24 protein-coding genes and 1 pseudogene are annotated in these 24,500 nt (G+C 60.5%); 10 read left to right on the plus strand and 15 right to left on the minus strand.

Translation table 11 applies throughout. The annotated features are described in order from the left end of the window. Positions 1-1,305: 1,305 nt before the first annotated feature. The 4 genes and pseudogenes from AWB80_RS36885 to AWB80_RS36900 all read right to left on the minus strand — a co-directional run bounded on the left by AWB80_RS36885 (position 1,306) and on the right by AWB80_RS36900 (position 5,283). Positions 1,306-2,109 (minus strand): enoyl-CoA hydratase-related protein, encoded by an 804-nt coding sequence (locus tag AWB80_RS36885; protein WP_061179614.1) that lies wholly within the window; start codon positions 2,107-2,109, stop codon positions 1,306-1,308. 26 nt (positions 2,110-2,135) lie between these two features. After that, a pseudogene (locus AWB80_RS36890) lies at positions 2,136-2,890 on the minus strand (SDR family NAD(P)-dependent oxidoreductase). A gap of 33 nt (positions 2,891-2,923) precedes the next feature. Further along, positions 2,924-4,324 (minus strand): GntP family permease, encoded by a 1,401-nt coding sequence (locus AWB80_RS36895; protein WP_061179575.1) that lies wholly within the window; start codon positions 4,322-4,324, stop codon positions 2,924-2,926. An 80-nt stretch (positions 4,325-4,404) separates the two neighbouring features. Then, complete coding sequence (locus AWB80_RS36900) at positions 4,405-5,283, minus strand: NAD(P)-dependent oxidoreductase (RefSeq protein ID WP_061179576.1); 879 nt, start codon at positions 5,281-5,283, stop codon at positions 4,405-4,407. A 302-nt stretch (positions 5,284-5,585) separates the two neighbouring features. Between AWB80_RS36900 and AWB80_RS36905 the strand changes: the two genes are divergently transcribed. Genes AWB80_RS36905 through AWB80_RS36915 form a run of 3 tightly spaced genes read left to right on the plus strand, consistent with a single transcriptional unit; the run spans position 5,586 to position 7,884 of the window. After that, the gene (locus tag AWB80_RS36905) at positions 5,586-6,290 is read left to right on the plus strand and encodes a CoA transferase subunit A (RefSeq protein ID WP_061179577.1); all 705 of its coding nucleotides are present in this window, start codon (positions 5,586-5,588) and stop codon (positions 6,288-6,290) included. A 10-nt stretch (positions 6,291-6,300) separates the two neighbouring features. Further along, on the plus strand, positions 6,301-6,936 hold the full coding sequence (locus AWB80_RS36910) for a CoA transferase subunit B (RefSeq protein ID WP_061179578.1): 636 nt from the start codon (positions 6,301-6,303) through the stop codon (positions 6,934-6,936). Between the two features lie 48 nt (positions 6,937-6,984). Beyond that, a complete protein-coding gene (locus AWB80_RS36915) occupies positions 6,985-7,884 on the plus strand; it encodes a LysR family transcriptional regulator (RefSeq protein ID WP_061179615.1) in 900 nt (299 codons plus the stop codon). Positions 7,885-8,277: 393 nt separating this feature from the next. Here AWB80_RS36915 and AWB80_RS45480 read toward each other — a convergent pair whose 3' ends face one another. Together AWB80_RS45480 and AWB80_RS45485 are read right to left on the minus strand one after the other, a co-directional pair. Further along, positions 8,278-8,544 carry a BtpA/SgcQ family protein gene (locus AWB80_RS45480; RefSeq protein ID WP_087131891.1) on the minus strand — a complete coding sequence of 89 codons (267 nt, stop codon included), beginning with the start codon at positions 8,542-8,544 and terminating at the stop codon, positions 8,278-8,280. Then, complete coding sequence (locus AWB80_RS45485; protein WP_341866860.1) at positions 8,469-8,810, minus strand: hypothetical protein; 342 nt, start codon at positions 8,808-8,810, stop codon at positions 8,469-8,471. Before AWB80_RS45485 ends, AWB80_RS45480 begins: the two co-directional genes overlap by 76 nt. A 256-nt stretch (positions 8,811-9,066) precedes the next feature. Between AWB80_RS45485 and AWB80_RS43630 the strand changes: the two genes are divergently transcribed. Together AWB80_RS43630 and AWB80_RS36930 are read left to right on the plus strand one after the other, a co-directional pair. Beyond that, complete coding sequence (locus AWB80_RS43630; RefSeq protein ID WP_143328206.1) at positions 9,067-9,282, plus strand: hypothetical protein; 216 nt, start codon at positions 9,067-9,069, stop codon at positions 9,280-9,282. Further along, the gene (locus AWB80_RS36930) at positions 9,279-9,518 is read left to right on the plus strand and encodes a hypothetical protein (protein ID WP_061179579.1); all 240 of its coding nucleotides are present in this window, start codon (positions 9,279-9,281) and stop codon (positions 9,516-9,518) included. The genes AWB80_RS43630 and AWB80_RS36930 overlap by 4 nt, the downstream gene beginning before the upstream one ends. Positions 9,519-10,061: 543 nt before the next feature. Here AWB80_RS36930 and AWB80_RS36935 read toward each other — a convergent pair. Beyond that, entirely contained in the window at positions 10,062-10,853 is a 792-nt protein-coding gene (locus AWB80_RS36935) for an EAL domain-containing protein (protein ID WP_061179580.1), read from the minus strand. Between the two features lie 547 nt (positions 10,854-11,400). Here AWB80_RS36935 and AWB80_RS43635 point away from each other — a divergent pair. Further along, positions 11,401-11,604, plus strand: a complete 204-nt coding sequence (locus AWB80_RS43635) for a hypothetical protein (protein ID WP_143328207.1) — start codon at positions 11,401-11,403, stop codon at positions 11,602-11,604. Positions 11,605-11,735: 131 nt separating this feature from the next. On the opposite strand, the gene AWB80_RS36945 is transcribed toward AWB80_RS43635, so the two are convergent. Next, positions 11,736-13,439 (minus strand): methyl-accepting chemotaxis protein, encoded by a 1,704-nt coding sequence (locus AWB80_RS36945; protein ID WP_061179582.1) that lies wholly within the window; start codon positions 13,437-13,439, stop codon positions 11,736-11,738. Positions 13,440-14,279: 840 nt separating this feature from the next. Here AWB80_RS36945 and AWB80_RS36955 point away from each other — a divergent pair. Both AWB80_RS36955 and AWB80_RS36960 read left to right on the plus strand, forming a co-directional pair. After that, positions 14,280-15,239, plus strand: a complete 960-nt coding sequence (locus AWB80_RS36955; protein ID WP_061179584.1) for a chemotaxis protein — start codon at positions 14,280-14,282, stop codon at positions 15,237-15,239. Continuing rightward, positions 15,236-15,550, plus strand: coding sequence for a hypothetical protein (locus tag AWB80_RS36960; RefSeq protein WP_143328208.1), 315 nt, complete (start codon positions 15,236-15,238; stop codon positions 15,548-15,550). Before AWB80_RS36955 ends, AWB80_RS36960 begins: the two co-directional genes overlap by 4 nt. Positions 15,551-15,947: 397 nt before the next feature. Here the strand turns inward: AWB80_RS36960 and AWB80_RS45640 are convergent, their stop codons facing one another. From AWB80_RS45640 to AWB80_RS36980, 5 genes are all read right to left on the minus strand, one after another. Continuing rightward, the gene (locus AWB80_RS45640; protein WP_160147509.1) at positions 15,948-16,250 is read right to left on the minus strand and encodes an EAL domain-containing protein; all 303 of its coding nucleotides are present in this window, start codon (positions 16,248-16,250) and stop codon (positions 15,948-15,950) included. Then, a complete protein-coding gene (locus tag AWB80_RS44510) occupies positions 16,132-16,569 on the minus strand; it encodes an EAL domain-containing protein (protein ID WP_167390495.1) in 438 nt (145 codons plus the stop codon). Before AWB80_RS44510 ends, AWB80_RS45640 begins: the two co-directional genes overlap by 119 nt. A gap of 224 nt (positions 16,570-16,793) precedes the next feature. Continuing rightward, the gene (locus AWB80_RS36970; protein ID WP_425266924.1) at positions 16,794-18,479 is read right to left on the minus strand and encodes a methyl-accepting chemotaxis protein; all 1,686 of its coding nucleotides are present in this window, start codon (positions 18,477-18,479) and stop codon (positions 16,794-16,796) included. Between the two features lie 670 nt (positions 18,480-19,149). Continuing rightward, a complete protein-coding gene (locus AWB80_RS36975; protein ID WP_061179588.1) occupies positions 19,150-19,449 on the minus strand; it encodes a hypothetical protein in 300 nt (99 codons plus the stop codon). Between the two features lie 13 nt (positions 19,450-19,462). Beyond that, positions 19,463-20,545 carry an IS630 family transposase gene (locus AWB80_RS36980; protein ID WP_061179589.1) on the minus strand — a complete coding sequence of 361 codons (1,083 nt, stop codon included), beginning with the start codon at positions 20,543-20,545 and terminating at the stop codon, positions 19,463-19,465. Positions 20,546-20,733: 188 nt separating this feature from the next. Here AWB80_RS36980 and AWB80_RS36985 point away from each other — a divergent pair, with 188 nt between their 5' ends. Next, positions 20,734-21,099: an ElaB/YgaM/YqjD family protein gene (locus tag AWB80_RS36985; RefSeq protein ID WP_061179590.1), complete on the plus strand. Its 366-nt coding sequence runs from the start codon at positions 20,734-20,736 to the stop codon at positions 21,097-21,099. Between the two features lie 279 nt (positions 21,100-21,378). Here AWB80_RS36985 and AWB80_RS36990 read toward each other — a convergent pair whose 3' ends face one another. Further along, on the minus strand, positions 21,379-22,590 hold the full coding sequence (locus AWB80_RS36990) for a DUF2252 family protein (RefSeq protein WP_061179591.1): 1,212 nt from the start codon (positions 22,588-22,590) through the stop codon (positions 21,379-21,381). Between the two features lie 192 nt (positions 22,591-22,782). Between AWB80_RS36990 and AWB80_RS36995 the strand changes: the two genes are divergently transcribed. Further along, positions 22,783-23,391: a Gfo/Idh/MocA family protein gene (locus AWB80_RS36995; protein ID WP_425266927.1), complete on the plus strand. Its 609-nt coding sequence runs from the start codon at positions 22,783-22,785 to the stop codon at positions 23,389-23,391. Positions 23,392-23,794: 403 nt separating this feature from the next. Here the strand turns inward: AWB80_RS36995 and AWB80_RS37000 are convergent, their stop codons facing one another. After that, the gene (locus AWB80_RS37000; protein WP_061179592.1) at positions 23,795-24,166 is read right to left on the minus strand and encodes a GNAT family N-acetyltransferase; all 372 of its coding nucleotides are present in this window, start codon (positions 24,164-24,166) and stop codon (positions 23,795-23,797) included. Positions 24,167-24,500 lie beyond the last annotated feature (334 nt).

Below are 24,500 nucleotides of genomic sequence, written 5' to 3' on the forward strand. Positions count from 1 at the left end.
GTAGACGCTCCTCCACCTCGATCACCGCCTGCTGGGCATTGCGGCCCGCACGATAAGCGTACGGCTCCGGTGGAAGGTCCGCTTCGAAGATCGGTCGAGCACCAGCATCGCTGCTGTCATGCACACCCGATCCCGCAGGTTCGAGATACCCAATGGCCTCAACTTGCCATTGGCCTTCGGGATAAACACTCTTCTGATAGGGTCCGGCCGGTAAGTCTCCTGCCTGAATGCAAGCGCCAGTTCGCCGAGCCACTTCTGCACCCCGTACGCTTCGACCTCCGCGAAGTCTTGCCGATCGACACCCGGCGCGCCCCTGTTCGAGCGACACTGGGCGTACGCATGCTCCAGCACATCCTCACCGTAGATCTTGTCGTACAGGGCGTAGAGCGGTACCCGGCTTCTGCCTTCGCTTTCGCGTGTAACGCCATCTGCAGCTTCTGAACACGAATCGGAGTTGATAGGTTGCCCAATCTCCACGTCCTCACTACGTATTGCGTCTGTCTTGAACTGAGGCCCCTTCCCTCCACCGGCATTACCCGGCTTCACCGGTACTACGGGCCTCTCCGTCATCCCAAGGCGCCCGGCCTGTCCCTCGCGGGCGTCCGGTTGGTCATCCCTGACTACGCCAAGGGACTTCCCGTGTTGCGTACGCTTTCCTTGTGTACATGCTGTCGCCACTACCCCGGCGCAGCGACTGGGCGTCCAGCCTGCTCATCCATCCAGTCGTATCAGCCTTCCCCGATAGGGTTGCCGGGTCGGCCTGCGCATCGACATTTTCGAGGTTTGCCCGGCGTTCACTCGCGTTACGCCCTGCACACTCGCGCCGTCACCAATTCGTGACACGCATCCCGAAGGCTTCAGCCACTTCGTTGCCTCCATAGCTGCTCCCGTTGCTTCCGGCTGGAGCGGTTGCCGGGCGGGGCTTGCACCCGCTGCAAAGCGCCACCTTTTCACGGCGCACACCCTTCTCAGACATTCAAAGTCAGCGCACGCCTTTGTCCGCTATCAGGTCTCCATCGGCCATCGACGAGACGATCGAAGCGCTTGCCGCCTTTTCGCCTCGCCACAGGCGTCGGGCTGGAACAGTTCAACTTTGTCTGTGGTCGAAAGTTTGGATATCGGTGTGAGGCGCTGAGATCTCGAGTTTGCAAGAAATCTGAATTCTTCCGGATCGAACATTTTCCAAAGGACGTCGCGCCGCTCATCTACTTCGGATTCCATTGCAGCCAACTCGGACGGCGCCAAGCATGGGAGCGTCGGCTCGCGCATCCGCGAGTCGAGTTTGCAGACACCGAGGAAAAGCGATCAGCCCTCGTTTGACGGGCTCATCAAAACATCGCGAAACGTCGGCTTACGCTTCTCGAGAAATGCCCGCACGCCCTCTTTCGATTCTTCAGTTTCATAGTACATTGCGAGCGCCTGCATGCCTTGCCCTGCGATGCCGCGAATCGAATCGCTGTCGGCATTGAACGAGCGCTTGGCGATGGCGAGCGCGGTTGGGCTCATCGCGAGAATCTCCTGACACCACTTCTCGACTGCCGCGTCCAGTTCGCCGTGCGGCACGACCGCATTGACGAGCCCCATGTTCAACGCATCGGCCGCGCTGTATCGGCGGCAGAGAAACCAGATTTCGCGCGCCCGCTTCTCGCCGACGACGCGCGCCAGCAGCGCGGTTCCGAATCCCGGATCGACCGAACCAACCTTCGGACCGACCTGACCGAGTTGCGCCGTATCGGATGCAATCGCCAGATCGCAGCACGTGACGAGCACGTTGCCGCCGCCGATCGCATAGCCGTTCACGCGCGCAATCACAGGCTTCGGGCAGTCACGGAGCGCTCCCTGCAACTCCTCGACAGGCAGGCCGATGATGCCGCGGCCGTCGTAACCGCCGTCGTGCGCGGACTGGTCACCGCCGGTACAGAACGCCTTCTCCCCCGCCCCGGTCAGCACGACCACGCCGACCGCCTTGTCCCACGACGCCGCGTTGAGCGCATGGATGAGTTCGTCGCAGGTCCGGCCGCGAAACGCGTTGTACTTTTCGGGCCGGTTGATGGTGATGCGTGCGACGCCGCCGCGCACGTCGTAGAGGATGTCGGTGTAATCGTTCATCATAGTGTCCGTGGGTTCGTGTGAGATCAGGAAATGATCAGCCCGCCATCGACGGGAAGAATGTGGCCCGTGGTCGAGCGGGATTCGTCGGATGCGAGAAACAGTGCCGTCGATGCGACGTCTTCCGGCGCGATCATCCCGAAGAGCTAGTTGCGCGCCGAGATGCCCGTGACGCCATCCACTTTCATCATCGCGAGCACTCGATCGGTCGCCGTGGCACCGGGCGCGATCGCGTTGACGCGAACACGGTCTTTCGCAAACTCGACCGCCATCGATCGTGTGAGCGCGCTCACCGCGCCCTTGGCGGCGGTGTATGCGTCCTTCCCATGCGTGCCGACGAACGCGAAGATCGAACTCATGTTGATAACCGACCCGCCGCCGCTGCGGACGATTTCCGGAAGGCCGTGACGGCAGCACAGCCAGGTGCCGTAGAGATCGATCCTGATCCGCGCCCAGAACTCGTCCTCGGGCGCTTCGGTCACGGCTGCATCGCGCGCGGAAGAGCCGCCCGCGTTGTTGTGCAGGATGTGAAGTCCGCCGAACGTGCGCACGACCTCGCGCACCGCCGAGGCGACCTGCTCCGCAACGGTGACATCGGCTTCGATGAAGAGCGCATGCGCGCCGCAGCCTCGATGCGCTGTGCGGTCTCGCGTCCTCGTTGATCATCGCGATCGATGATCGCCACTCGCGCACCTTCCCGTGCGAATGTCAGCGCCGTGGCGCGGCCAATGCCGGCTGCGCCGCCCGTGATCAGCGCCACTTTTCCGTCGAGTCGGGGCATGTCGAGCCTCTTGGTTGTGTTAATTGAAGACGGTCAGACGATGCCCGTCGTGTAGTACACCGCGATCACGAAGAACACGGCTAGCGTCTTGATCAGCGTGACCGCAAAGATGTCGCGATACGACTGCCGATGCGTGAGCCCCGTCACGGCGAGCAGCGTGATGACCGCGCCGTTGTGCGGCAGCGTATCCATGCCGCCGCTCGCCATCGCGACCACGCGATGCAGCACTTCCATCGGGATACGCGCCGCCTGCGCGTGCCTAATCAGTTGATCGGAGATTGCCGCGAGCGCGATGCTCATGCCTCCCGACGCCGAGCCCGTGATGCCCGCCAGGGTGCTGACCGACACCGCCGCGTTCACCAGCGGATTCGGGATGACCCTGAGCGCATCGCTGACCACGACGAAGCCGGGCAGCGCCGCGATCACGCCGCCGAATCCATATTCGGAGGCAGTATTCATCGCGGCCAGCAACGCGCCCGCCGCCGCGGTCTTCGAGCCATCGGCGAAACCGGTGGCCACAGCGCGCCACGCCGTGACGATCACGAGCGCGATACCGAGCAGCAGCGCGGCCTCGACGGCCCAGATGGCGGTGACGGTCTTGATGGACGTCGTGAGCGGCACATGCACGCCTGGCAGAAGCTCCGGCGGCACGGTGTACGACGTGCCGTACCACAGCGGAATCCACTTCGTGAACAGAAAGTTCGCGACGCCGACGAGCAGGAGCGGCAGAACCGCAAGCATCGGATTAGGCAATGCATCGGTGGCGACGCGTTCCGGTTCATTGATGAGCGCGCTGCCGTAGCCCTCTCCTTTGGCCATCGCATGGCGACGGCGCCATTCGAGATACGCGAGACCGGTCACGACCATGAACACGGAGCCAACCACGCCGAGCCACGGAGCGGCCCAGCCAGTCGTCTTGAAGAATGTGGTCGGGATGATGTTCTGGATCTGCGGTGTGCCGGGCAGCGAGTCCATCGTGAACGAGAATGAGCCGAGCGCGATCGCGCCGGGCATCAGCCGCTTGGGGATGTTGCTCTGCCGGTAAAGTTCCGCAGCGAACGGATACACCGCGAACACGACGACGAATACCGATACGCCGCCATACGTCAGCAACGCGCACACGGCGACGATCACGACATTTGCGCGCGACCGTCCTATGTAGCGAATCGCCGCCGCCACGATGGACGCGGCGAAGCCCGACATCGCAATCAGCTTGCCGAACAGCGCGCCGAGCAGGAAAACCGGGAAGTAAAGCTTCACGAAACCGACCATCTTCTCCATGAAGATGCCCGAGAATACCGGTGCGACCGCGGCGGGTTCCGTGAGCAGCACGGCCGCGAGTGCGGCAATGGGCGCGAAGAAAATCACGCTGTAGCCGCGATACGCGGCCAGCATCAGAAATGCCAGCGCCGCCACGACAATGATCAGGGTCATGCAATCTTCTCCAATCCTAAATATTTATTATTGACCCGCTACCCGTGGCACCTCCGCCTGGCCGGGCTACCGCATATGCATCAGCGAATGCCTCCGTGACGCATCCATCGATCCATCGCCGAGCCGCCGTGGGCGTCGATATAGCGCGAGACTTCGTCGAGCAGGCCGAGATCGAGCTTGCCCGATGCGGCCATGTCCTTCGCCAGATGCAGATCCTTGCCCACGACCTTCAGCAACGCACCGAACGCCTCATCGGAGCGTGCCCATGCGCCATATTGACGGCGCCCTTCGGCGGCATCGGCAGTGAGGAAGTTGCGTCCCGTGCTGACGTTCACGATCGGTGCGATCTGCTCGAACTTGACGCCATGACTCTCGGCGAGATCGATCGCCTCGGCGGTCAGGAACATGATCGCGATGCAAAGCATGTTGTTGACGACTTTCACTACCTCCGCTGAACCCAGTTCGCCGCAACGGAAGAGGTTCTGCCCCATCGCATTCATCACCGGCGTGACGGCGTCGATGTCGCTGGCGTCGCCGCCGAGCATGATCGTCAGCGTGCCGTCTTCCGCCTTGACGATGCCGCCGCTGATCGGCGCATCGACCAGACGCGCGCCGGCCGCGTTCAGCCGTGGCGCGACGCCCTGCAGCGTGCCGGGCAAGGTCGTGCTCATCACGCAGACGACCGGCGTATGTCCTTCTGCGATGCCATGCACGAGACCTTCGGCGCCGATCGTGACATCGTTGATCTGCGCGTCGTTCCCGACCAGCACGATGATGACGTCGGCCGCGCCGCAATCTCGCGCGGACATCGTAACGTGCGCGCCTTGCGCCTCGAACGAAGCGAGCACGTCGGGATTGCGGTCGCACACGATGAGTCCGAAGCCCGCCTCGCGAACGCGGCGCGCCATCGGCGCGCCCATGCTGCCAACGCCGATGAATGCAACGGTCTTGATTTCCATGATTTCCTTTCCTCGATCGTGCCAAGTTCAAAGCGAATTATCCGCATCGGGCATGAGCGGAGAAAGGCAACGCGCGCAAGGTGGATGTGCATGAATGCACAGTCGCATTCAGTCGCAGAAGCGCATCGCGACTCAGCCACGCACCGCGCGATGACGCGATGTGCATTTGCGCACGCCGAGTTTGCGCCGATCGCCATTGCCACACACGCACAACCGACGCGAGAATTCAAAAAAATTTACGCGGCCAACCCCGGACCGATTCATCGCGTCCAGAGACGATTCCATAGAAAAGAGAGACTTAAATGGAGAAGGTATTCGAGACACCCGAGGACGCGCTCGCCGGCGTCGTCGGAAATGGGCAGACCATCGCCATCGGCGGATTCGGCCTGTGCGGCATTCCGGAAAAACTCATCTTCGCGCTGGGCGACAGCCGCGTGAACGATCTCACGTGCATCAGCAACAATGCCGGCGTCGACGACTTCGGGCTGGGCATTCTGCTCAGGACACGGCAGATCAGAAAGATGATTTCGTCGTATGTCGGCGAGAACAAGGAATTCGAGCGCCAGTATCTGACGGGCGAACTCGAACTGGAATTCACGCCACAAGGCACGCTCGCTGAGCGTCTGCGCGCGGCCGGCGCGGGCATCCCCGCATTCTTCACGCGCACGGGCGTGGGCACGGTGATCGCCGAAGGCAAGGAAGAGCGCGTCTTCGGCGGCAAGCGCTACATCATGGAAACCGCGTTGAATGCGGATGTTGCGCTGATCAAGGCATCGATCGCGGATCGCGCTGGCAACCTCGTGTTCGCGCGGACCGCGCGAAACTTCAATCCCGATGTCGCGATGGCGGGCCGAATCACCATCGCGGAAGTCGAGAAGATCGTCGAGACAGGCGAGATCGATCCCGATGACGTGCACTTGCCCGGCATCTTCGTCGATCGCATCGTTCTGAACCAACATCCCGAGAAGCGCATCGAACGCAGAAGCTTTCGTGCGCGCGGCAACTGAGAGGCGAATCATGGCCTGGACCCACGAGCAAATGGCGGCCCGCGCCGCGGCAGAACTCCGTGACGGAGACTATGTGAATCTCGGCATCGGCTTGCCGACGAAGGTCGTACAGCATGTGCCGGAAGGCATGCAGGTCTGGCTGCAATCCGAGAACGGCCTGATCGGTATCGGCGAGGCGCCCTATGAGGACGAGATCGACCCCGATCTCATCGACGCCGCGAAACAAACCATCACGATGGTGCCGGGCGCATCGATATGTGCATCGTCGATGTCCTTCGCGATGATCCGCGGCGGTCACATGGATCAGTCGATACTCGGTGCGATGCAGGTCAGCGAAGGCGGCGATCTCGCGAACTGGATGATCCCCGGCAAGTTGGTCAAGGGCATGGGTGGCGCGATGGATCTGGTCGCCGGCGCGCGCCGCGTCGTCGTGCTGATGGAGCACGTGGCGCGCAATGGTGAGATGAAGATACTGCGGCGCTGCTCGTTGCCGCTGACCGGCGCGAGTGTCGTGAACCGGATCATCACCGATCTCGCGGTCATCGATGTGATGAAGCAAGGTCTCGTCGTGAAGGAACTCGCTCCGGGCGTGACGCGTGAGGCATTGCAGGCGCGCACGGAGCCTGCCCTTTCGTTCGCGCTTTGAGGTCGAACTCGGTTATCGTCGTGACATCACGGAATGGCGAACGAGATCATGAAAAACGACCTGGAATGGACCGACTTTCGATACTTCCTCGAAGTTGCGCGCACGGGGAAAATCTCCACCGCCGGCGAGCGATTGAACGTCGAGCATTCGACGGTATCGCGCCGCATCAACCGGCTGGAGGAATCGCTCGGCACGGTGCTATTCGACCGTCGGCGCAACGGCTATTCTCTCACCGACGCAGGCAAGGCGCTCGTGCCGCACGCGGAGCGCATGGAGAACGCGATGCTCGGCGCGCTCGAGGAACACATGAGCCAGTCGTCGGCGATCCGCGGTACGGTGCGAGTGGGGACGCCCGAGGCGTTCGGGATCCATGTGCTGGCATCGGGCATCGTCGAACTGAAGCGGCAGCAGCCTGAATTGCACGTCGAACTGATGGCGCAGCCGCAGTTCCCGAGTCTCGTCACGCGCGAGGTCGAGATTCTCGTCACGCTTGAGCCGCCGCAGATCGGCCGATATACGGTCACGCGTCTGGCCGATGTCGACTATTTCTTCTATAGCTCGCGCGCATATCTGGATACGCACGCGCCGATTCGCCAACTCGCCGATATCGCCGAACACGATTTCGTCGATTATGTACACGACGGCTCGGTGAGTGAACGCTATCGCATTCTCGATGAACTCGTGTCGAAGCCGAAGAGACGCTTCACATCGACAAGCGTGCTTGCGCAGCGCGAGGCGGTCGCGGCGGGGATGGGCATCGCGCTTCTGACACCTTACGTCGCGACCGGCCGCCAGGACCTGATCAACCTGTTCCCCGACCACGCGCAAATCACGCGCACGTTATGGCTCGCCGCGCCGGAAGATCTCTTTAAGACCAGGCGGGTTCGTTTCGTTTGGGACTTCATTCGCGGGATCATCGACAGCCATCTGCATCTGTTTCGAAGATAGCGTTAGCCATGGCGCTTCACCGACGGAGATCGTCGCTCTTCGATCGCCCGTGAAAACGGCGCTCGCGCGGGTCGCAGGATGGTAATCCGATTTAGCACTCTGCTGGCGTTTGGCCGCGTTGCAAAGAGAGCGAATGGTTCGGTGATCAAGTGCACGACCGCTCTTGTGAGTCCAGCGATCGCACGGATCGCGCGGTGCCGGTGAGTCGCGAACGGCGGCTCTTGCCGCCGAATGCGGCAATCTGCGCTTCGCTGAGCGTTTTAGGGCGCCCCCGCCTATTTCCGAAAGACTTCACGGCGTTGTCACCGCGGCATACGCTGTTCTGTGTGGTGCGCACGGTCTGAGAACACGCACAAACCATTCGTGGACGATGTTCTCAAAATTATGCGCCTCCTACCCTTCTCGCGCGGCCCGCATGAATGTCGTCACCTTCTTTTCTTCGACGGGATTCCACCACACGCCGCCCACCTTCAGCGAAGTTGCGACGATCACCGCATCGACCACGGACAGAAACGGAATGACGTTATCCTGGGTGCAGCCGCTGCCTACGAGAAGCGGCAGTTGCGTCGCCGCGCGAATCTGCTTCAGGTAATCGAGGCTCGCCGCGTCTCCCGTGCGCGTTCGACACCACGCGCCAGGAATGTTTGGAGTTCCACGCAGAAATCGGCGATCGAATCAACGTAGCGTTCGGCGTCATCAGAACGCCCGTGTTCGCGACGCACTTTCCAAGCCTCCGAAGCTGATCGAGCGCTTCGGGCGCGAACTGAACGCGCCAAGTCATTTGTGGCGAGTTCGAGATTTTTCAGTTCGGCACGTACCTCGTCGGTTGAGAGTGCACGGCTTGGATCGTCGCGAAGTGCCTGCGCTTCAGGAATCACTTCGTTTCGCAACCACGCTTCACCCGCGCGGTCACGCTCGCGGAGCACGCGAAGCGTCTCTCAGCACTTTGCGACTTTTGTGCGTACGAACTCGGCCACCTCGTCAGGTAAAGTGATGCATCATCAGATGCGTCGTCCTCATAGCAACGTCCAGCCAGGGGGACTTAATCCTACTCGCCCCTCATACGCTGAGTCGCTTCTATCTCAATCGCCGAAATGCCAGAATCTGATCGATGGGAACGAGTTATTGCGGCGGCATGAAGAATGCTAATAGGAAACATCCCAATGCTCGCAAGAGGTTGGCATGAGTCACCCTTTGGTGGAAATTAACGCCGCTGAATGGCGCCACGAACAGTCTTCGTTGCGTATATCTCGATGCGTGCGGGCCAGGCTTGCGATGCTTGATCGGACCTCCCGCCGCTACGATCGCATGATCATCTTGGGCTCGATCCTGATTGCCCTGACTCCAGGCTGGCTGGTCATGGTGGCCTGGGTTTTGGCTCAGCGAGAGCTATTATGAGCGATGCCCGAGACGCGGCAGCAAGCCTGTCCTACGTCGAGTTTCACGACCTGGCGCGGGCGCTCAATCTCACACTCGCGACCAGTCGCAAAGCGCAGGGCAAGCGCAATCCAAGCGAAATGGAGCCGGGGACAGCCGAGTGGCATGCGGTGGTAGAGGATTTCGCTGCCGACTTGGTGCGTTACGGCTGTCTATTGCTGCTGCCAATGGGAAGCTCGGCGAATGAGACGGACTGAAAAGCAGGAAAAGCACGCTTAATAGTGTGTTTCCGTACGTGGACCCCGGATTGTTGATTTTTCGCGCCAGGGTGCAAAGTGAATGCGCCAAATCATCTGCGGTGTGCGCGAGCATTTGCAACTCGGCACGTGCTTGGGCGGCTGAGAGTGCACGGCTTGAAACGCTTGCGCTGCGGGCATCACTTCGTTTCGTAACCATGCTTCAACTGCACCGTCACGTTCGCCGGAGCACGCAGAGTGCGTACCGCGGCACTCGCTGTCAAACGGGGTAGTCAATGCTGGCGACTCACGTGCGAACGAGTTATGGCCGCGCGCACGCGCTAGAACTCAACGGTTCCGTGCGTCGCCTCGCCGGGCAACATGAAGTCGCACCCGACGCATATCGAAAAGGGCGTCAAAGATCGATGGACAGTCAAGAGGCGCGGACTCAGTTCGCGCACAGCGTGCTGACGTGTGCCCGATGCCTCGATATTTGGCCCCGTCAACTCTCGCGACCGGTGTTCGCGCCCGGACGGGATGGCGCTTGACTGCCGTTTTTATATTCTATGTCTCCAAAGCGGCGGAATCGATCCGTGGAATTGATCGAAAGGCCGGCTTGGCGAAGAAGTAGCCTTGCATCAGCGTAACTCCATTCGCTAGGAAGAAGTCCCGTTCTCCGCGCGTTTCTATGCCCTCAGCGACTACCCGCACGCCAAGGTCGTTACAAATCGCAAGCACGCCGCAGACGATGCGCTGCCTCACATAATCCGTATCGACATCGCGCACTAGGTTCATGTCCAGCTTGATGAGATCCGGCTGGAAGTCCGCGAGCAAGGAAAGTCCCGAGTAACCGGCACCGAAATCGTCGATCGCAGTCTGGAAGCCGAAGCGCTTGTATGCACGGAAGATATCGACCAAGTGCGACCGATCGTGAATGCTTTCTCCCTCAATCGTCTCGAAGATAATTCGCTCGATGGGAAAGCCGTGTTGCTCTGCGGCTTCGAGGGTGCTGCGTATGCAAGCTTCTGCGCGATACACGGCGTTCGGCATAAAGTTGATAGATAGCAGCCCGCCCATCTCAAGCGCTGCGGCTTGCGCGATAGCGGTTGTCCGGCAGCGCTGATCAAAATGGTAGCGATTGTCCTCATGCACTTGCGCAAGCACACTACTCGCCGGCTCGCCGCGCGGGCCTCGTACCAGCGCCTCGTGCGCAAAAACGCTGCCTGAACGCACATCAACGATGGGCTGAAAGGCAAAACCGAGCGCAATCGGGCTCTGTGCAAGTTTGCATCCGGCGCATCCGCTCGTGGTAAGTCGCGTCCTGCCATTTGCAGGCGACTGTATTGCGTCGTCCATGTTGGGTTCTGACCTGAAGTCCGTTAATGATCTTATCTGTCTAACGGCAAGCTTGCCGTCATCCTTAAGTCTCGCAGCGCTTCGATTAGCATTTGGGTGAGTCAGACTGCGTCCTGCTGATTGCTGACGGCCGCCTTTAATGAGAAGCCATCAGCCAGAGCACACAGTACCGGTAAGGTCGGGAAGAGGTCCTTCACGTCAAGCTTCGACGTACTGTCAGTCAACCTACAGGGGCGTCATACATCGAGATGCTTGATAACGTTCTCAACCAGGATGGAAGCCCGCGGTGAAACGTCTTCCCCCTTCTCGCTTTTGCGTCCGAGTTGGCAAGACCGGTCGAGACAGTGCAACACGAGGCCAAACGCGGCCGGGTACGACACGGACTCCCCCAATCGAAAGCGGATCCAAGGTGCGGGTAGCAGAAGACTACGGCAAGTCCAGGGCTGTCAAAAGCAATTCGCTCCAATTCAATGTTCGCTACATAGCACAGTACATCCTCGGTTTGGATGTATCGTCGATATCTATCTATTTGCGGCCAGCGCCTCTCATGAACCAATATTTCACGACCACGCAGGGCGCCATCACGCGGCTGATGAAGCTCAAGCGCGAACTCGGCGGAGCGCTTATGTCCACAACCATTGTGGGTCGCCGAAAGGACGGACGCGAGGTGTCGGGTCTGCAGGCTGTCCTCCTCAATGCACGCAACGGCCAACTCGCCTGCTTTGTGCAAGCGAGTACAATGGAAGAATAGATCGTTTTCATTAGCTAACGAGAGGCGCCCGCTTGGGCAAATCTGCGTCGGTATCCGTCGCTCGAGATCAGTCCGGCGCGGCCGCGCGAGGGCCTGCACCTCCGATCAGTGCATCGCGTTCAGAACGATTGTTAGTCGTCGCCATGTGTGGCGCTGGCCGCCATCGCGACCGCCGGCCGAGCTGCACGGGTCGTCGAAGCCGACGCGCGTGGGCGCAGTCGGGCGCTAGCAGGTTGCGCGTGAGTCGCCGACTCGACCCGATCACGCTCATCGAGGCGGAAGAACGCCACCGCCTGTGTCAGCTGACGCTCTTGGTTTTCGAGCGATTGGGAGGCGGCCGCCGCTTCCTCCACCAGCGCGGCATTTTGCTGCGTCACTTCATCCATCTGTGTGACCGCCAGATTCACTTGTTCGATGCCACGGCTCTGCTCACCCGATGCCGCAGCGATCTCGCCCATGATGTCCGTCACGCGAGCCACCGCCTGCGTCACTTCGTTCATCGTCGTGCCTGCTTGCTCGGCGAGCACCGAGCCATCCCGAATTTTCTGCACCGAGGCGTTGATCAGCTGCTTGATTTCCTTAGCCGCGCTCGATGAACGCTGTGCGAGGCTCCGGACCTCGCTCGCCACCACCGCGAAACCGCGCCCCTGCTCACCCGCACGAGCCGCTTCCACGGCTGCATTCAACGCGAGGATATTGGTCTGAAAGGCAATGCCTTCGATGATTCCCGTAATCTCGGCGACCTTCGTCGATCGCTCGTTGATGTCACCCATGGTCTGCACCACGTTGCTTACCACTTTGCTTCCCTTGTGGGCCACTTCCGAGGCGTTGGCAGCCAGCGCACTCGCCTGCTGCGCGTTTTCCGCATTTTGCTTCACCGTCGCCGTCAACTCTTCCATGCTGGATGCCGTCTCCTGCAGCGAGGCCGCCTGCTGCTCGGTGCGCGAGGACAGATCCTGATTGCCCGACGCGATCTGGCTCGAGCCCGTGGCGATATTGTCCGAGGCGATCCGAACCTCGCCGATGAGTTTGACGAGGCTTGCCTGCATGACGCCCATCGAAGCCATCACGCTACCGGCCGGCGCCTTCCGCGCACCTTCGACAGCGCTCAAGTCTCCCTCAGCGACGCGTCGCGACACACGGCTCAACGTGTCGGGCTCGCCGCCCAGTGCACGCGTGAGGCTGCGTGTGATCAACACTCCCGCGATCGCCGCCAGGATGACTGCGGTCATACACATTGCAATCAGCAGGGTGCGCTGATTTGCGTACTGTGCCTCTGATTCGTGCACCAATTGCTCTTCACGCTGCCGCGTGTAGGTGCTATAGGCGTTGGTCGCTGTGATGAGTGCAACCAGCAAAGGGCGGCACTGATCGTTCATCATTCCAATGGCCTCATCGTGCCGGTTGTGCAATGCGGCATTCACGATGGCCAGTGCCGGGGGACCGTACTGCGCTTCGACGCGGTCCATATCCGCAACGAGACTGCGCGCCTTCTCCGTCGTATCGGAGGCACTCGCGATCATTTCCTTCAATTTTCGCAGTCGGGACTGGACGTCTTCGTGCGCCTGTGTGACCGCCGCCTTCTCGAGCTCGCGGTCCTCTGGCTTGGTGACGAGTACAAGGTTGCGCGCTGCGATCGCGCGACTATCGACAGCCATACGAACCAGATCGGCCTGCTGGGCGCGTGCGCTAATGCCGCGCACGTATTGCGTAAAGCGCTCGTTGGACTCTCCGAGTGCGCTGAGCGCCATACCGGACACCACCAGCACAAGCCCGACCAATAATCCAAAGGTCACGGTCAACTTGGCGCGCACCGTCATCTGTTTGAAGTCCATACTAAATCCTCCATCGCGATTTATTTGTTCGCACGCTCGAACGACGAGCGCCCACTACCTCTAACGGCAAGGCCTTCGCGTAGCCTAAGGTGGGACCACGCGCTTTATCGTTTGCGTTAGGGTTTTGGCGTCGACGCAGTGTCTGCCGCGCCTTAGAGGCTCGCACAACACACAATTTCCACGAGAAGTGGAGCGTGTCGTGCAAGTTGTCGGTGTCTATCAATCTGAGAGGCGGCTAGCTTTGCAAGCGATCCGACGCGAAAGTCCCGAGTGTTCCGATGTGATCACTTGGCTCACGTGCTGATTTCACGCTTCTCCTGACCGATGCCGTGGGTGGCCTCCTGGATTTCGCCTACCTTCGTGGGATCGAGAGCGATCTATCGAGGGTCCTAGCGAACTGCGAAGCGTCGTGCGAGTGCCGCTTTCCCTAATCCCTGTTCGAACCGCTGACCGTCATTGTCAATGAACACGACCGACAACTGCGTGAGGTACGGCGGTCGGAGATCGCAGCTGCGACCTGACGGCTCGATCAACGGCGCGCGATCGCTGGGCGGCTCACGGACAAGAAGCGAATAGCAGCCGAACTGCATATCGGCCCGGGAGCTCTCCATCGCTTCTCGCCGGTCCCGTGACACCCGCGACGGAGCAGGCCGTGTAAGCCAGGCCTTCAGACCGACCTCGTTTTGCCGTAAGCATCATTGAAAGTCGCAGTGGTTGAGGAAGCCGGCCGCAATACGCGACCGCTCTGATCAACACGGCGGCTGCTGACCTTACGTCGGCGCTCAAGCGTCTCCGTGAGGTGCGAAGGATGACCTGGCTCTCGATGAGGAAAATAACTGAATGAACAGCGACCAACACGATATCGAACAGCGCGTGCGGCTGGCGGGCAGCAATATGTTTGAACTGCTGCTGTTTCGTCTCGGCAGCACGCCCGGCACCGGCGCGCGCGAGCTGTACGGCATCAATGTGTTCAAGGTGCGCGAGATCGTCGCCATGCCTGTGCTGACAGAACTGGCGGGCTCTTCGGACAAGATTCTGGGTGTAGCCGACGTGCGCGGCGAGATCATCCCCGTGATCGATCTGGCTAAGGTTACGGGCTGCGTGCCGCGCGAGGGCAACCGGATTCTGCTCGTCACTGAGTTCGCGCGTACAACCCAGGGATTTGCCGTTGAAGAGGTCGACGACATCGTGCGCCTCGAATGGAACCGTGTACTGTCGGCCGAAGGGCATTGCAGCGGCAAGACCGTGACGAGCATCGCGCGACTGGATGCGCAGCCCGGTGGCCGGCTCGCTCAGGTGCTCGATGTCGAGCAGATTCTGCGCGACGTGCTCCCCGCGAGCGAACCGGAAATCAACGAGGAAAACACCGGGCGCCTCGCGCTGCCGCCGGGGGCGAAAGTGCTTGCCGCGGACGACTCGGGCGTCGCACGCGCGCTGATCGGGGAAAGCCTGAATGCAATGGGCGTGCCCTACATCATGGCCAAAACCGGACAGGAGGCGTGGGAGGTGCTCGAGCGCGCGAACGAGAAGGCCGCCAAGGGCGGCAAAAAAGTCACAGACCACATCGCACTGGTGCTAACGGATCTGGAAATGCCCGAGATGGACGGCTTCACGCTCACGCGCAAGATAAAGTCGGCCGCCGAACTGCAGGCGATTCCGGTCGTAATCCATTCTTCGCTGTCCGGTGCGGCCAACGAACAGCACGTGCGCAAGGTCGGCGCGAACGCCTACGTGTCGAAGTTCGTCGCGGCAGAACTCGCCGCGGTGATGCGGCAGGCCATGTCGGGGGCTGCCGCATGAGCCAGTTGTCGGACACGCCAGTGCCCCCGCGCTTCCCAAGCGAATTGGGTGCCAGCACGGCGTGGCAACTCAGCGACGGACGAAATCTCACGCTGTTCGTGGTCGACTCGTCGGTGCCTTTGTACAACGCGGTCCTCGGAAGTCTGCGATCCTTTGCGAATTCCGATCAGGTGACGGCATTCGTCGCGCGACTCAACGCCGCGCCAGGGGAAGATCCGACGCAACCAGCTTGGCAAGGGGTCTTCGAAACCGGCTTCGAACAGTCGGTCGATGGCTCGCGAAACAAGCGTTGGTGCTTGCGTGAGCGTTAGCCTGCGCTCTTGCCGCTTATCGGTTTTCCCGATGTTCCATAACCCTGCCCCTGCTGACTATGCCATTCGGCATGGGGACCAAGACACTTCTGAACAGGAGCGGTCGTGACAAGTAATCAGCAGGCGTACGACTTCTTCCTGGGCGCGAAGGTGAATAGACGCCAACCGTTGCCTCCGCGGCGCGAGCTGCGAGCGCAACTGCAATGTCGTTCGCTTCGTCCTCATGGACTGGCCCCGATCCGACGAAAGCGAACTCAACACCGCCCACGCGAGCGAGCATGTCTACGCGGATGAGAAGCCGTTCGATTGCCTTGCCCGTGCCCTCAAAAGTGGATTGGCATTACAAGACGTCATGCCTTACCGGTCTCTGTTCGGCCATCGGAATGAGCGAGCCAAATTAGTAACCGTGCATGACCGTGCAACTGAGACCACGCAGAGTCGTTTCGTGAGCGCTCGATTTCATGCCCTTCGACCACACAGATGAGCTTGAGTGAACGGCACAGCTCAACAATGCTTCGACGATGTCCTGCGCCGCCGCGTCAGAAATAATATTCTCCCGGAAGCCACAATCAATCGTTACCTTATCCAGCGGCAAGGGATGGACGCACTTGAGGTTCGAATAGCCCGTGCCGAAATCGTCCAGCGAGATGTGGGCGCCCGGTTTTTTCCAAGGCCCGCAGAGGCGATGCCGCTCGCTCAAAATTCTGTATCAGCACAGTTTCGGTGACCTTGAACGCCAGCCGCCCGGGCGCTACGGCACTTTGCATGATCAAGGCCACAATAACCGCGACCGCTTCCGCCGATCTGATGTCACGAGCGGAAAGGTTGAATGAGACGCGGGTGGTCAGATCGCATGCCTTCATGCACTCATAGGCCTTGCGCAGCATTTTTTGGGAATCGCTGTGGGCATGCGAGCCCTCCATGACATCATCCACCGTGACGTCGATTTGACGAGCAGAAGGGTCATCGTCGGCCAGCGCCGCCAACGGAAGCGCTGGAACCACATGTGCGTCGAGCACGTCGAGTATCCGCAGCAAATTATCGACGAAACCTTCGCAAGACCTCCGTGACTCCCCAACGGACCATGCGCTCACCCGCAGCGACAAGATCCCATCGTGAGTGCTTGAGGCATGGAAGTGGTCTCGGCCTGCCGCGGAGGCAAGCGATGAACATCCCACGCCGGACGGCTTGCTCGAGCTCGCGCCCTCCGACGGGCTCCCGTAGAGGGCACGGTCGCGCCGAGTCAGAACCGCTCCCAGTCGCCGCTCACGTCGGCGGTAACGGTTGTGGCGGTCTTCGCGACCGCAACAGGCGCTGCCTTGGCGGATCGTTTAGTGATCGATGGCTCGAGGCGTCTGGGCGCTGGACGTGGCGATACCGTCACCTTGGAACCAGTGATACCCGGCGCGGGGCGGATGGCTGAGTCTGCATCGTTGCTCAGACGGAACGTCGCGACCGAGGTACGCAACGCGTTAGCCTGATCCTCCAGCGACTGCGCGGCCGCAGCAGCTTCTTCAACGAGTGCGGCGTTCTGTTGAGTCACTTCGTCCATCTGCGTGACAGCACGTCCTACCTGCTCGATGCCGGTACTTTGCTCTTCGGACGCCGCCGCGATTTCGCCCATGATGTCGGTGACGCGCTGAACCGCCCCGATAATGTCCGTCATCGTCTGGCCCGCATGATCGACCAGCGCCGAGCCCGCTTTCACGCGCTCGACTGATGCTTCGATCAACTCCTTGATTTCCTTGGCCGCCGCCGACGAGCGCTGCGCGAGCGTGCGAACTTCACCTGCCACGACGGCAAATCCCCGCCCCTCTTCTCCTGCGCGGGCGGCTTCGACCGCAGCATTGAGCGCGAGGATGTTGGTCTGGAAAGCAATACCTTCGATGATCGAGATGATGTCCGCGATCTTCGTCGAACTCTGATTAATCTGTCCCATCGTGGTCACGACGTCAGATACAACATGGCTGCCTTTGTTCGCGATCTCCGAAGCATTGGCCGCCAGGGAGCTGGCTTGACGAGCATTTTCCGCATTCTGCTTCACCGTGCTGGTCAGTTCCTCCATGCTTGACGCGGTTTCCTGCAACGCGGCAGCCTGCTCTTCGGTGCGCGAGGACAGATCAACGTTGCCGGCGGCGATCTGCTTGCTCGCGGAGGCGATCGACTCGCTGCCCGAGCGCACGTTGCGCACCGTCTCCGCGAGCTTAGACTGCATCTGGGCCAGCCCGCTCAGCAACTGACCCATTTCATCCTTCGACTTGATCTCCACGTTACGGCGCAGATCGCCTGCGGCGATCGCATCGAATTGCGCAAGCGCCGCGTCGATCGGCCCGCCAATCTTTCGACGAAGAGACAGCCAAGACAGCACGGCGACCACGAGTCCAACGCCGATCGAGCCAAAGCTCAGGATGCGAAAGCGCGAGAGCACTGCCTGCCCATCCTCATACGCAGCTTTTGACGTCTCGAACTGCATTTTGTCCAGATCGGTACCCAACTTAGCAAGCTCGTTGTATTTGACTTGCATCGCGTTCGCATCGCTGATCAGCTTGTCGCGTTCGTTCGCCCGCACATGTGCATAGCCTTCATCCAGCAGCTTCTGCATCGCAAGTCGCTTCTCGTTGAAGGCCTCGGCAGTCTGTTTTTCGTTCGCATCCTGCGGCAAGGCCGAGTACCTCGCCCACGCTTCGTCCGACATTCTGCGCATCAAGGCGCCACGGGTGATCGGCTCCTCGGCCGCAGGTGTGCCGACGTTCAGTGCGGCGCGATCAAAACTCAGCCGCTCCCGCGCAACGAACATCTCGGCTTTCGCGACTGAAACGGCGGCCGGCAACTGGTCGCTGTACAGTCCTCGCGTGATTTCGCCAGATCGGCTCATACCAATCGAGCCTACCGTGCCAATCGCGATCAGCAAAACGCCCAGCAACGCCATGACCGCACCGATCCTGCCCTTTATCGTCCCAAGCATAATGTCTTTCCACTGCCCGCATCAGCATCCCGGTGATGCGAAGTCGGCGACGATGCGGTTCCGCCTTCGCGGGAAGGGCACGGTTGCGCCCTACCTGATCGTTTAACGACAGGAAAATGGAAGGCTTTATGGGCGCTGAGAACACGGTCGATCCGCCGACGTCCCCGGACATCGCGGTTTTGATTGCCAGCGGGCGGACTTTGCTTGACTTCGCGATGTGGTCAACAGGCTCGGAGGTAAGTCATTGCTTCATTGGCAATGCTCGCCCACGCAGCTTGAATCATCGTTGATGGACTGCCCCTGTCTCAATGCGATCCTGCGCATGGCAGGCGGCACTTGACACTCGACTAATGTCGGCGGAGTCAATGCGTCAGCGAAACGGGTGATGTTGCGAAATCTTTTACTCAGCCATCGCTCAGCCTGACAACTCGCGAGTGTGTGCAGCCTTTTGCTCGTACGAACTGTCGAGCGCTGTCCGGATCGTCGAGCGCGTGTTGTTCGTAGTCCAATCGAGCAAGAGATCAAAGTACTCAGGCTCATCGCCGCGAGCATCATCGCGTCGCCAATTGGGGCAAAATCTGGTGGCCACCGAGTCGCGTCCTACAAATACTAGTGCAACATCCCGTAAATGCCTTTAATAATTATCGGGCTGCAAATAAGGCTGTAGGAGCGTGACGACGACCTCGGCCATCTCGTCGAGTGAGCCTGTGCCCGGCAGCGGTTCCCATCGGCCGGTGTGGCTGCGAAAGGCGGCACTATAACGATTACGGGCGAGCTCGGTAAGGCGCGCTACAACGGTCGGTTCCTCATCATCAAGGCGTTTGATCAGCAGGTGCCGCCCGTAGGCTTGTGTGACGATCTGCTCATGGCCGAGCAAGCCGCGCAGTTTACGCTGAAGTTCAGTCGCGTAAGGTTTGGGGGGTATGGCTGGCATGTCTGTCTCTCGATTACGATGCGCCCATTTGCAACGGATAGCCCCGGAAAGTCCATTTGAAGGGGCGTGCTGCCTGATTATGCTCGTGCAAAAACTGCTCGGTGCGCTCGCGCAGATGTGCCGTGCTGGTATGGCTGGCATGGCGTAGCACCCGACGCGTATAGCGGGCAAACCAGAGTTCGATCTGATTGACCCAGCTCGCGTGCAGCGGGGTGAAGTGGAAGTGAAACCGCTGATCATGCCGCTCGTTGAACGCCTGCCAAACGGCCTGAGCGCGATGCGTATTGAGATTGTCCCAAATCACGTGCACCTGTTTGCCCGGGTGCGCAGTCGCCACGCGCTCCATGAAGGCGACCAGGTCGTCCTGGGTGCGCCGCTCGCGGCAGTCTGCCAGCACCTCTCCGGTATGCACGTCCAGTGCAGCGATCAGCGCCTGGGTGCCGTGGCGGATATATTCAAACTCCCGACGACGCAGCCGTCCCGGTGCCGGCGGGCGACCCGGGTGCTTGCGGTCGATGGCTTGAATGCCTGTCTTCTCGTCGATGCTGAGCACTACCGCGTTTTTGGGCGCCTTGCGGTACAGTTTGCAAATCTCATTGACCTTCTCGCGAAAGGCCAGGTCGGGACTGTGTAGCCATTGCTGGACCCGGTGCGGTCGAACGTCGCCAGCTTGCAGAATGCGCTGCACATGACTGCGGCTGATCTGTTCGACGATGCCGCGCTCGATTGCCCGCGCCACAATTTCGTCAAGCGTCGGCGTGACCCGCCCCTCCGGTTCCTGCGCTTCGCATGCCAACGCAATCAACTGCAGTCGCGTTTCTTGCGTGATGCGTGGCGGACGGCCGCTACGTTCACCCTCGCGCAGGCCCTGCGCACCGTGCTGTGCGATGCGCTTGCGCCACGCGCAGACCGTCTGCACCGATACGCGCAGTTCTCGAGCAATCACCGTATTCGGGTGTCCTTCGTGCGCCCACAGCGCGATGCGTGCCCGCATCACATCTCTCTGAGTCGCGGTCTTCCGCTCGATCAGCGACAGGAGTTCCTCTCGTTCTTTCTTCGCCAACTTCACTGGCGTTGCATGACGACCTTGGCTCATCCCGAAATGATAGCAAGGACAATTATTTATCAAGATAGTTACGGGATGTTGTACTAGCCTATCAGCCTCGAAGCACTTCATAGCGTTGCGAACCATCGCGTCGCGTAGTTGGTCATGCTGTCGACGGCGCATGATCGCCGAGACGGCGGGTTCTGCAATGGCGTCTCGCGCGATCGCGAACGACAAGAATGGCTGACAACAATCATACGCTCGACCCCGTCGACGCGCTCAAAACCAAACGGGCCGGCAGTACCTACGACTTTCCGACGAGCGCAAGGATGACTTCGGGCCAAGACGGCAAGCCATCCGCGAAGAGCAACGACCGTCGTTTTCGTGAAGCGTCTCAGTCGTGCGATGCTAGCAATAGCGATTCGTCGTCGATCGATTGGCGTGCGAGCGCGAAGGCCAGGTTCGCTGACGTGCAGGATGCCATGGTCCAACAGTATCGGGTTGCGGCCGACACCACCGACGATTTCGTGCACGAGAATCCGTGGAAGGCCATCACGATAGCCGCGCTGGCGCGCGTGGTCGTAGGCATGCTCGCCTCGCGTTGAACTGCCGATCCGTCAGATCGCGCGTGGCATGCGCCGCCGATCAGCTTCGATTCCACGCGAGAAGAGCATCAACGTCCCTGCTACGGGGGAACTGATCCCCCTCCCCTATTGGCTTCGAGAAGAAGCGGACAGCCCCGATGGTCGCTCCGGCGATTTCTGGACCCGTGCGGACCGAACGAAGATCGCGCGCCCGATGTAAAACCGGTCATCAAGTCAGACACGTCGCCGGGCACGCAAAGCGAGCGCGAGCGCAACGAGTCGCCGGATTAAATCGTACGGTCAAGTTCCGGTCGCGTAACGCCGACAATGCTCAAGGTACCCCGCTTCATGGTTGCTCACCAATTGGACGATGCTGTTCCAAAGCCATAGCGGCGCGTCGATGGTCTTCGATCGCTTGCGACCGAGTTCCGTTCGCCACTCTCGCTTCGTTGCGTCATCCATTTGCCGTGCGTGCGCCTTGCCCACGACCGCGGCGAGATAATGCGCGACGTGCATCGCATCATCGTTGCCGAGTTGCTCGATCTCAAGCTTCATGTCCTGCGGCAACAGCTCGCGGATAACCACTCCGCGATCGAGTAGGCGTGCTGCACGCATACGTTCACCGAGATACGGCGACAAGTTTCGAGCACCTTCGAGGACGCGCAGTGCGTTGTCGCGCGGCATCGCCCCGTCCTCATAACGGGGCGCCGCGGCCTTCACGCCTTCCTTGATGTCCATCAGACACAGATCATCGCCGTCAACGACGCCACCGTCGACATCGAGCAGGACCGCATAACGCAGACGGCCAAGCGAGCTGCAACCCTTCACCCAGTACGCCGCGTCCAGCACGACGGTCTCGCCCGAATCTTTGCGGCCCTTCAGGCTGTTCGACAGACTCGCAATGCCCTCATCAGCGAAGAGCGCTTCGATCGCCTTTCGCTCGTCTCTGGCAAGAGGCCAGAAGCGTTTTCCCAAGGGAATGGTCGGATGCAGATCCTCGATGCGTTCACGCGCGAGATGCTGCCACGATCGACGCACGGCCTCCTTCATCGTCACATGAACAGGTTCGGGACGCTTGCTGTCGATGACCACATCTGCGAAGGCGGTTTCATATCCGGCGGCCAACGCCTCGATCATCCGCACGACGTTCAGGCCAGACAATGACGAGCCGCGCGCAGCCGTTGCAAGCGACAAACCCAGACGAACGACGTCATGCACCGGGTTGCCGATCACCGTCTGATCGAGGTCGCGAATCTGGATCTCCACTTTGCCTTTCGCATTGGCGATCGGACCGAGATTGCCCGTGTGGCAGTCGCCGCAAATCCAGATCGCCGGGCCGTGAGGCAACGAATCTCCGTTCGCCTCGATCACCCACTCATAGAACCGTTCCGTATTGCCTCTGACGTACGCGTGCGGCGAGCGCGCCATCTTGCAACGGCGCAGTTCGGTCAGAAGCGCCTGGCGGTCATCAGGCGCGGGCATCCCCTTATTTGTTTTGCTGTTCTTGCTCATATCCGATTGCCGTGGGTGGTCGGACGACCACAGCAGGACCCGTGCCGTCGTCTTCCAAACGCCTTACGCGGCCGGCGAGTTGCGCAACAATTCAGGCTGCCGGAGCGTGTCTCGAGCACGGTCGGCGATACTCGCCAGGTTCGCCCCAATCCGTTCCAGTTCGAACGACCGTTGGGCAGCACCACGTAGTTCATCGCCGGGAATTCGCAAAATGTCGGCGACCCGTCGCAGTGGCGCCTGAAGCGCGCGCTCGCGGGCGGCGGCGCGATGCCCGACATCGGACTCTACTGTCTCAATGCGGTGCGCTTTCTGTCGGGGGAAGAGCCGCAGGACGTCATCGCGACGGTTCATCGGCCGGAAGACGATCCGCGCTTCGGCGAAGTGACGGCCTCAGTGCAGTTCATTCTGCGCTTTCCGAGCGGCCTCACCCCGACATGCATGGCGAGCTACGCGAGTCACGAGTCGCGCTTCTTCACACTCCACGGCGCTCGGGGCTGGGCGGAGATGGATCCGGCGTTCGGCTACAATGGACTGCGATTGCGGCACGGCATGCTGATAGACGGCAAGAGCGCGACGACCGAGGTGCAGATCGATCCGCAGCATCAGTTCGCGCGCGAGATCGATCACATGTCGGTCTGCGTGAAAGACGACATTGTGCCACATACGTCCGGGGAGGAAGGCGTGCAGGATCAGCGCATCATCGACGCAATCTTCGAATCGGCGCGCACCGGACGGCCCGTCAAACTTGCGCAGCCGGGCGCGCCAACGCGTGGCCCAGACCCGCAGGAAGAGAACTTCTAATAATGCGCCACGTGTGTCGAGCGTCCTTCGGGACGCTCGCGTCTGTGGCGTGACCTCTCGTTTATGTTTTTAGGTCGCTTCGTCGGCAAAGTGCTAAGCGACGGGGGGCTCGCAAACCGATGATCGTAGAGGCGTTCCTTGCAGCAGTAGTTTCCATTGATTGGCTTTGGACAGCCTCACGCGAACGTTTCTGATGGTCATTATCTCCGCGGGTGGAGAAATGTCCCATCACCACTTGGAGTCGAGTAGTGAATCCACTGGCTTTGCCAGCAGCTTCGCTCCTGGCTGCGAAAGTTGACCGCGCAGCTTGACCGTTTGCCAAGAAGACCCATACAAACTTCCGCGCATGTACTAGAGGCGTGAAAGGCTTTCACTTGGATGTCGTTACGAGAAGACGACATGATCAGTCACAGCGCCTTACCTCGGGCTGCTGGGCTAGTTGGCGGTAGCCTAGCGCCGCACCATCTGCTTCGACACGTGCCAATAATGCGTCGCCGATGCCAGCACCCAAGGCCCGGCTGTAAAGATACTTCAACTCGGCAGCACCGTAATCCAGTCGAAGAAGTGCAACGCAGCCGACGGCGAAGCCCCCCAAGGTTCGGACGACGAGAAAAGTGCTTCTCGGCGAACGAACCTCTTCGTGAAAGACGCCGCTTCGTCCGGCGTCGCCATAGAAGAGTGCCGAGCAGGCGTCCATCTCGTCAAGAAAGGCCTGTGCGTGTGCGGATTCAGGATCCTCTTTCCGGATGAAAACAAGCTCCTTCGTTTCGATCATGGCGGCTCCCGGGCCTTGAAGCAAATGTAAGGCCAAAATCTTCCGTGTGTCGCTCGGACGCGCAAACGGCGTTGGAGCGCGCGCTTCTGCGCGAGAAACACCTCGAGACGACTCGTACAGGGAAACTTGAGGCCGCGCGCGCCTCGCACACCGGGCCCTAGCCGGACGGCGTTCTATGCGGCATGAACATAAAGCCCGGGCCGCCGCGCGCTCAGTCAAATTGCAACCGGGCGATCTCCAATGAAACGCCACCCAAAAATATTCGCTATTAAATGGCGGTTTTGATAAATTAAAGCAAAATACGCGGCGCATCGGTCAAGACGCCGGTAGCCTT

The sequence above is a fragment of the Caballeronia pedi genome (genome assembly GCF_001544915.2).
Taxonomy (GTDB): Bacteria; Pseudomonadota; Gammaproteobacteria; order Burkholderiales; family Burkholderiaceae; genus Caballeronia; species Caballeronia pedi.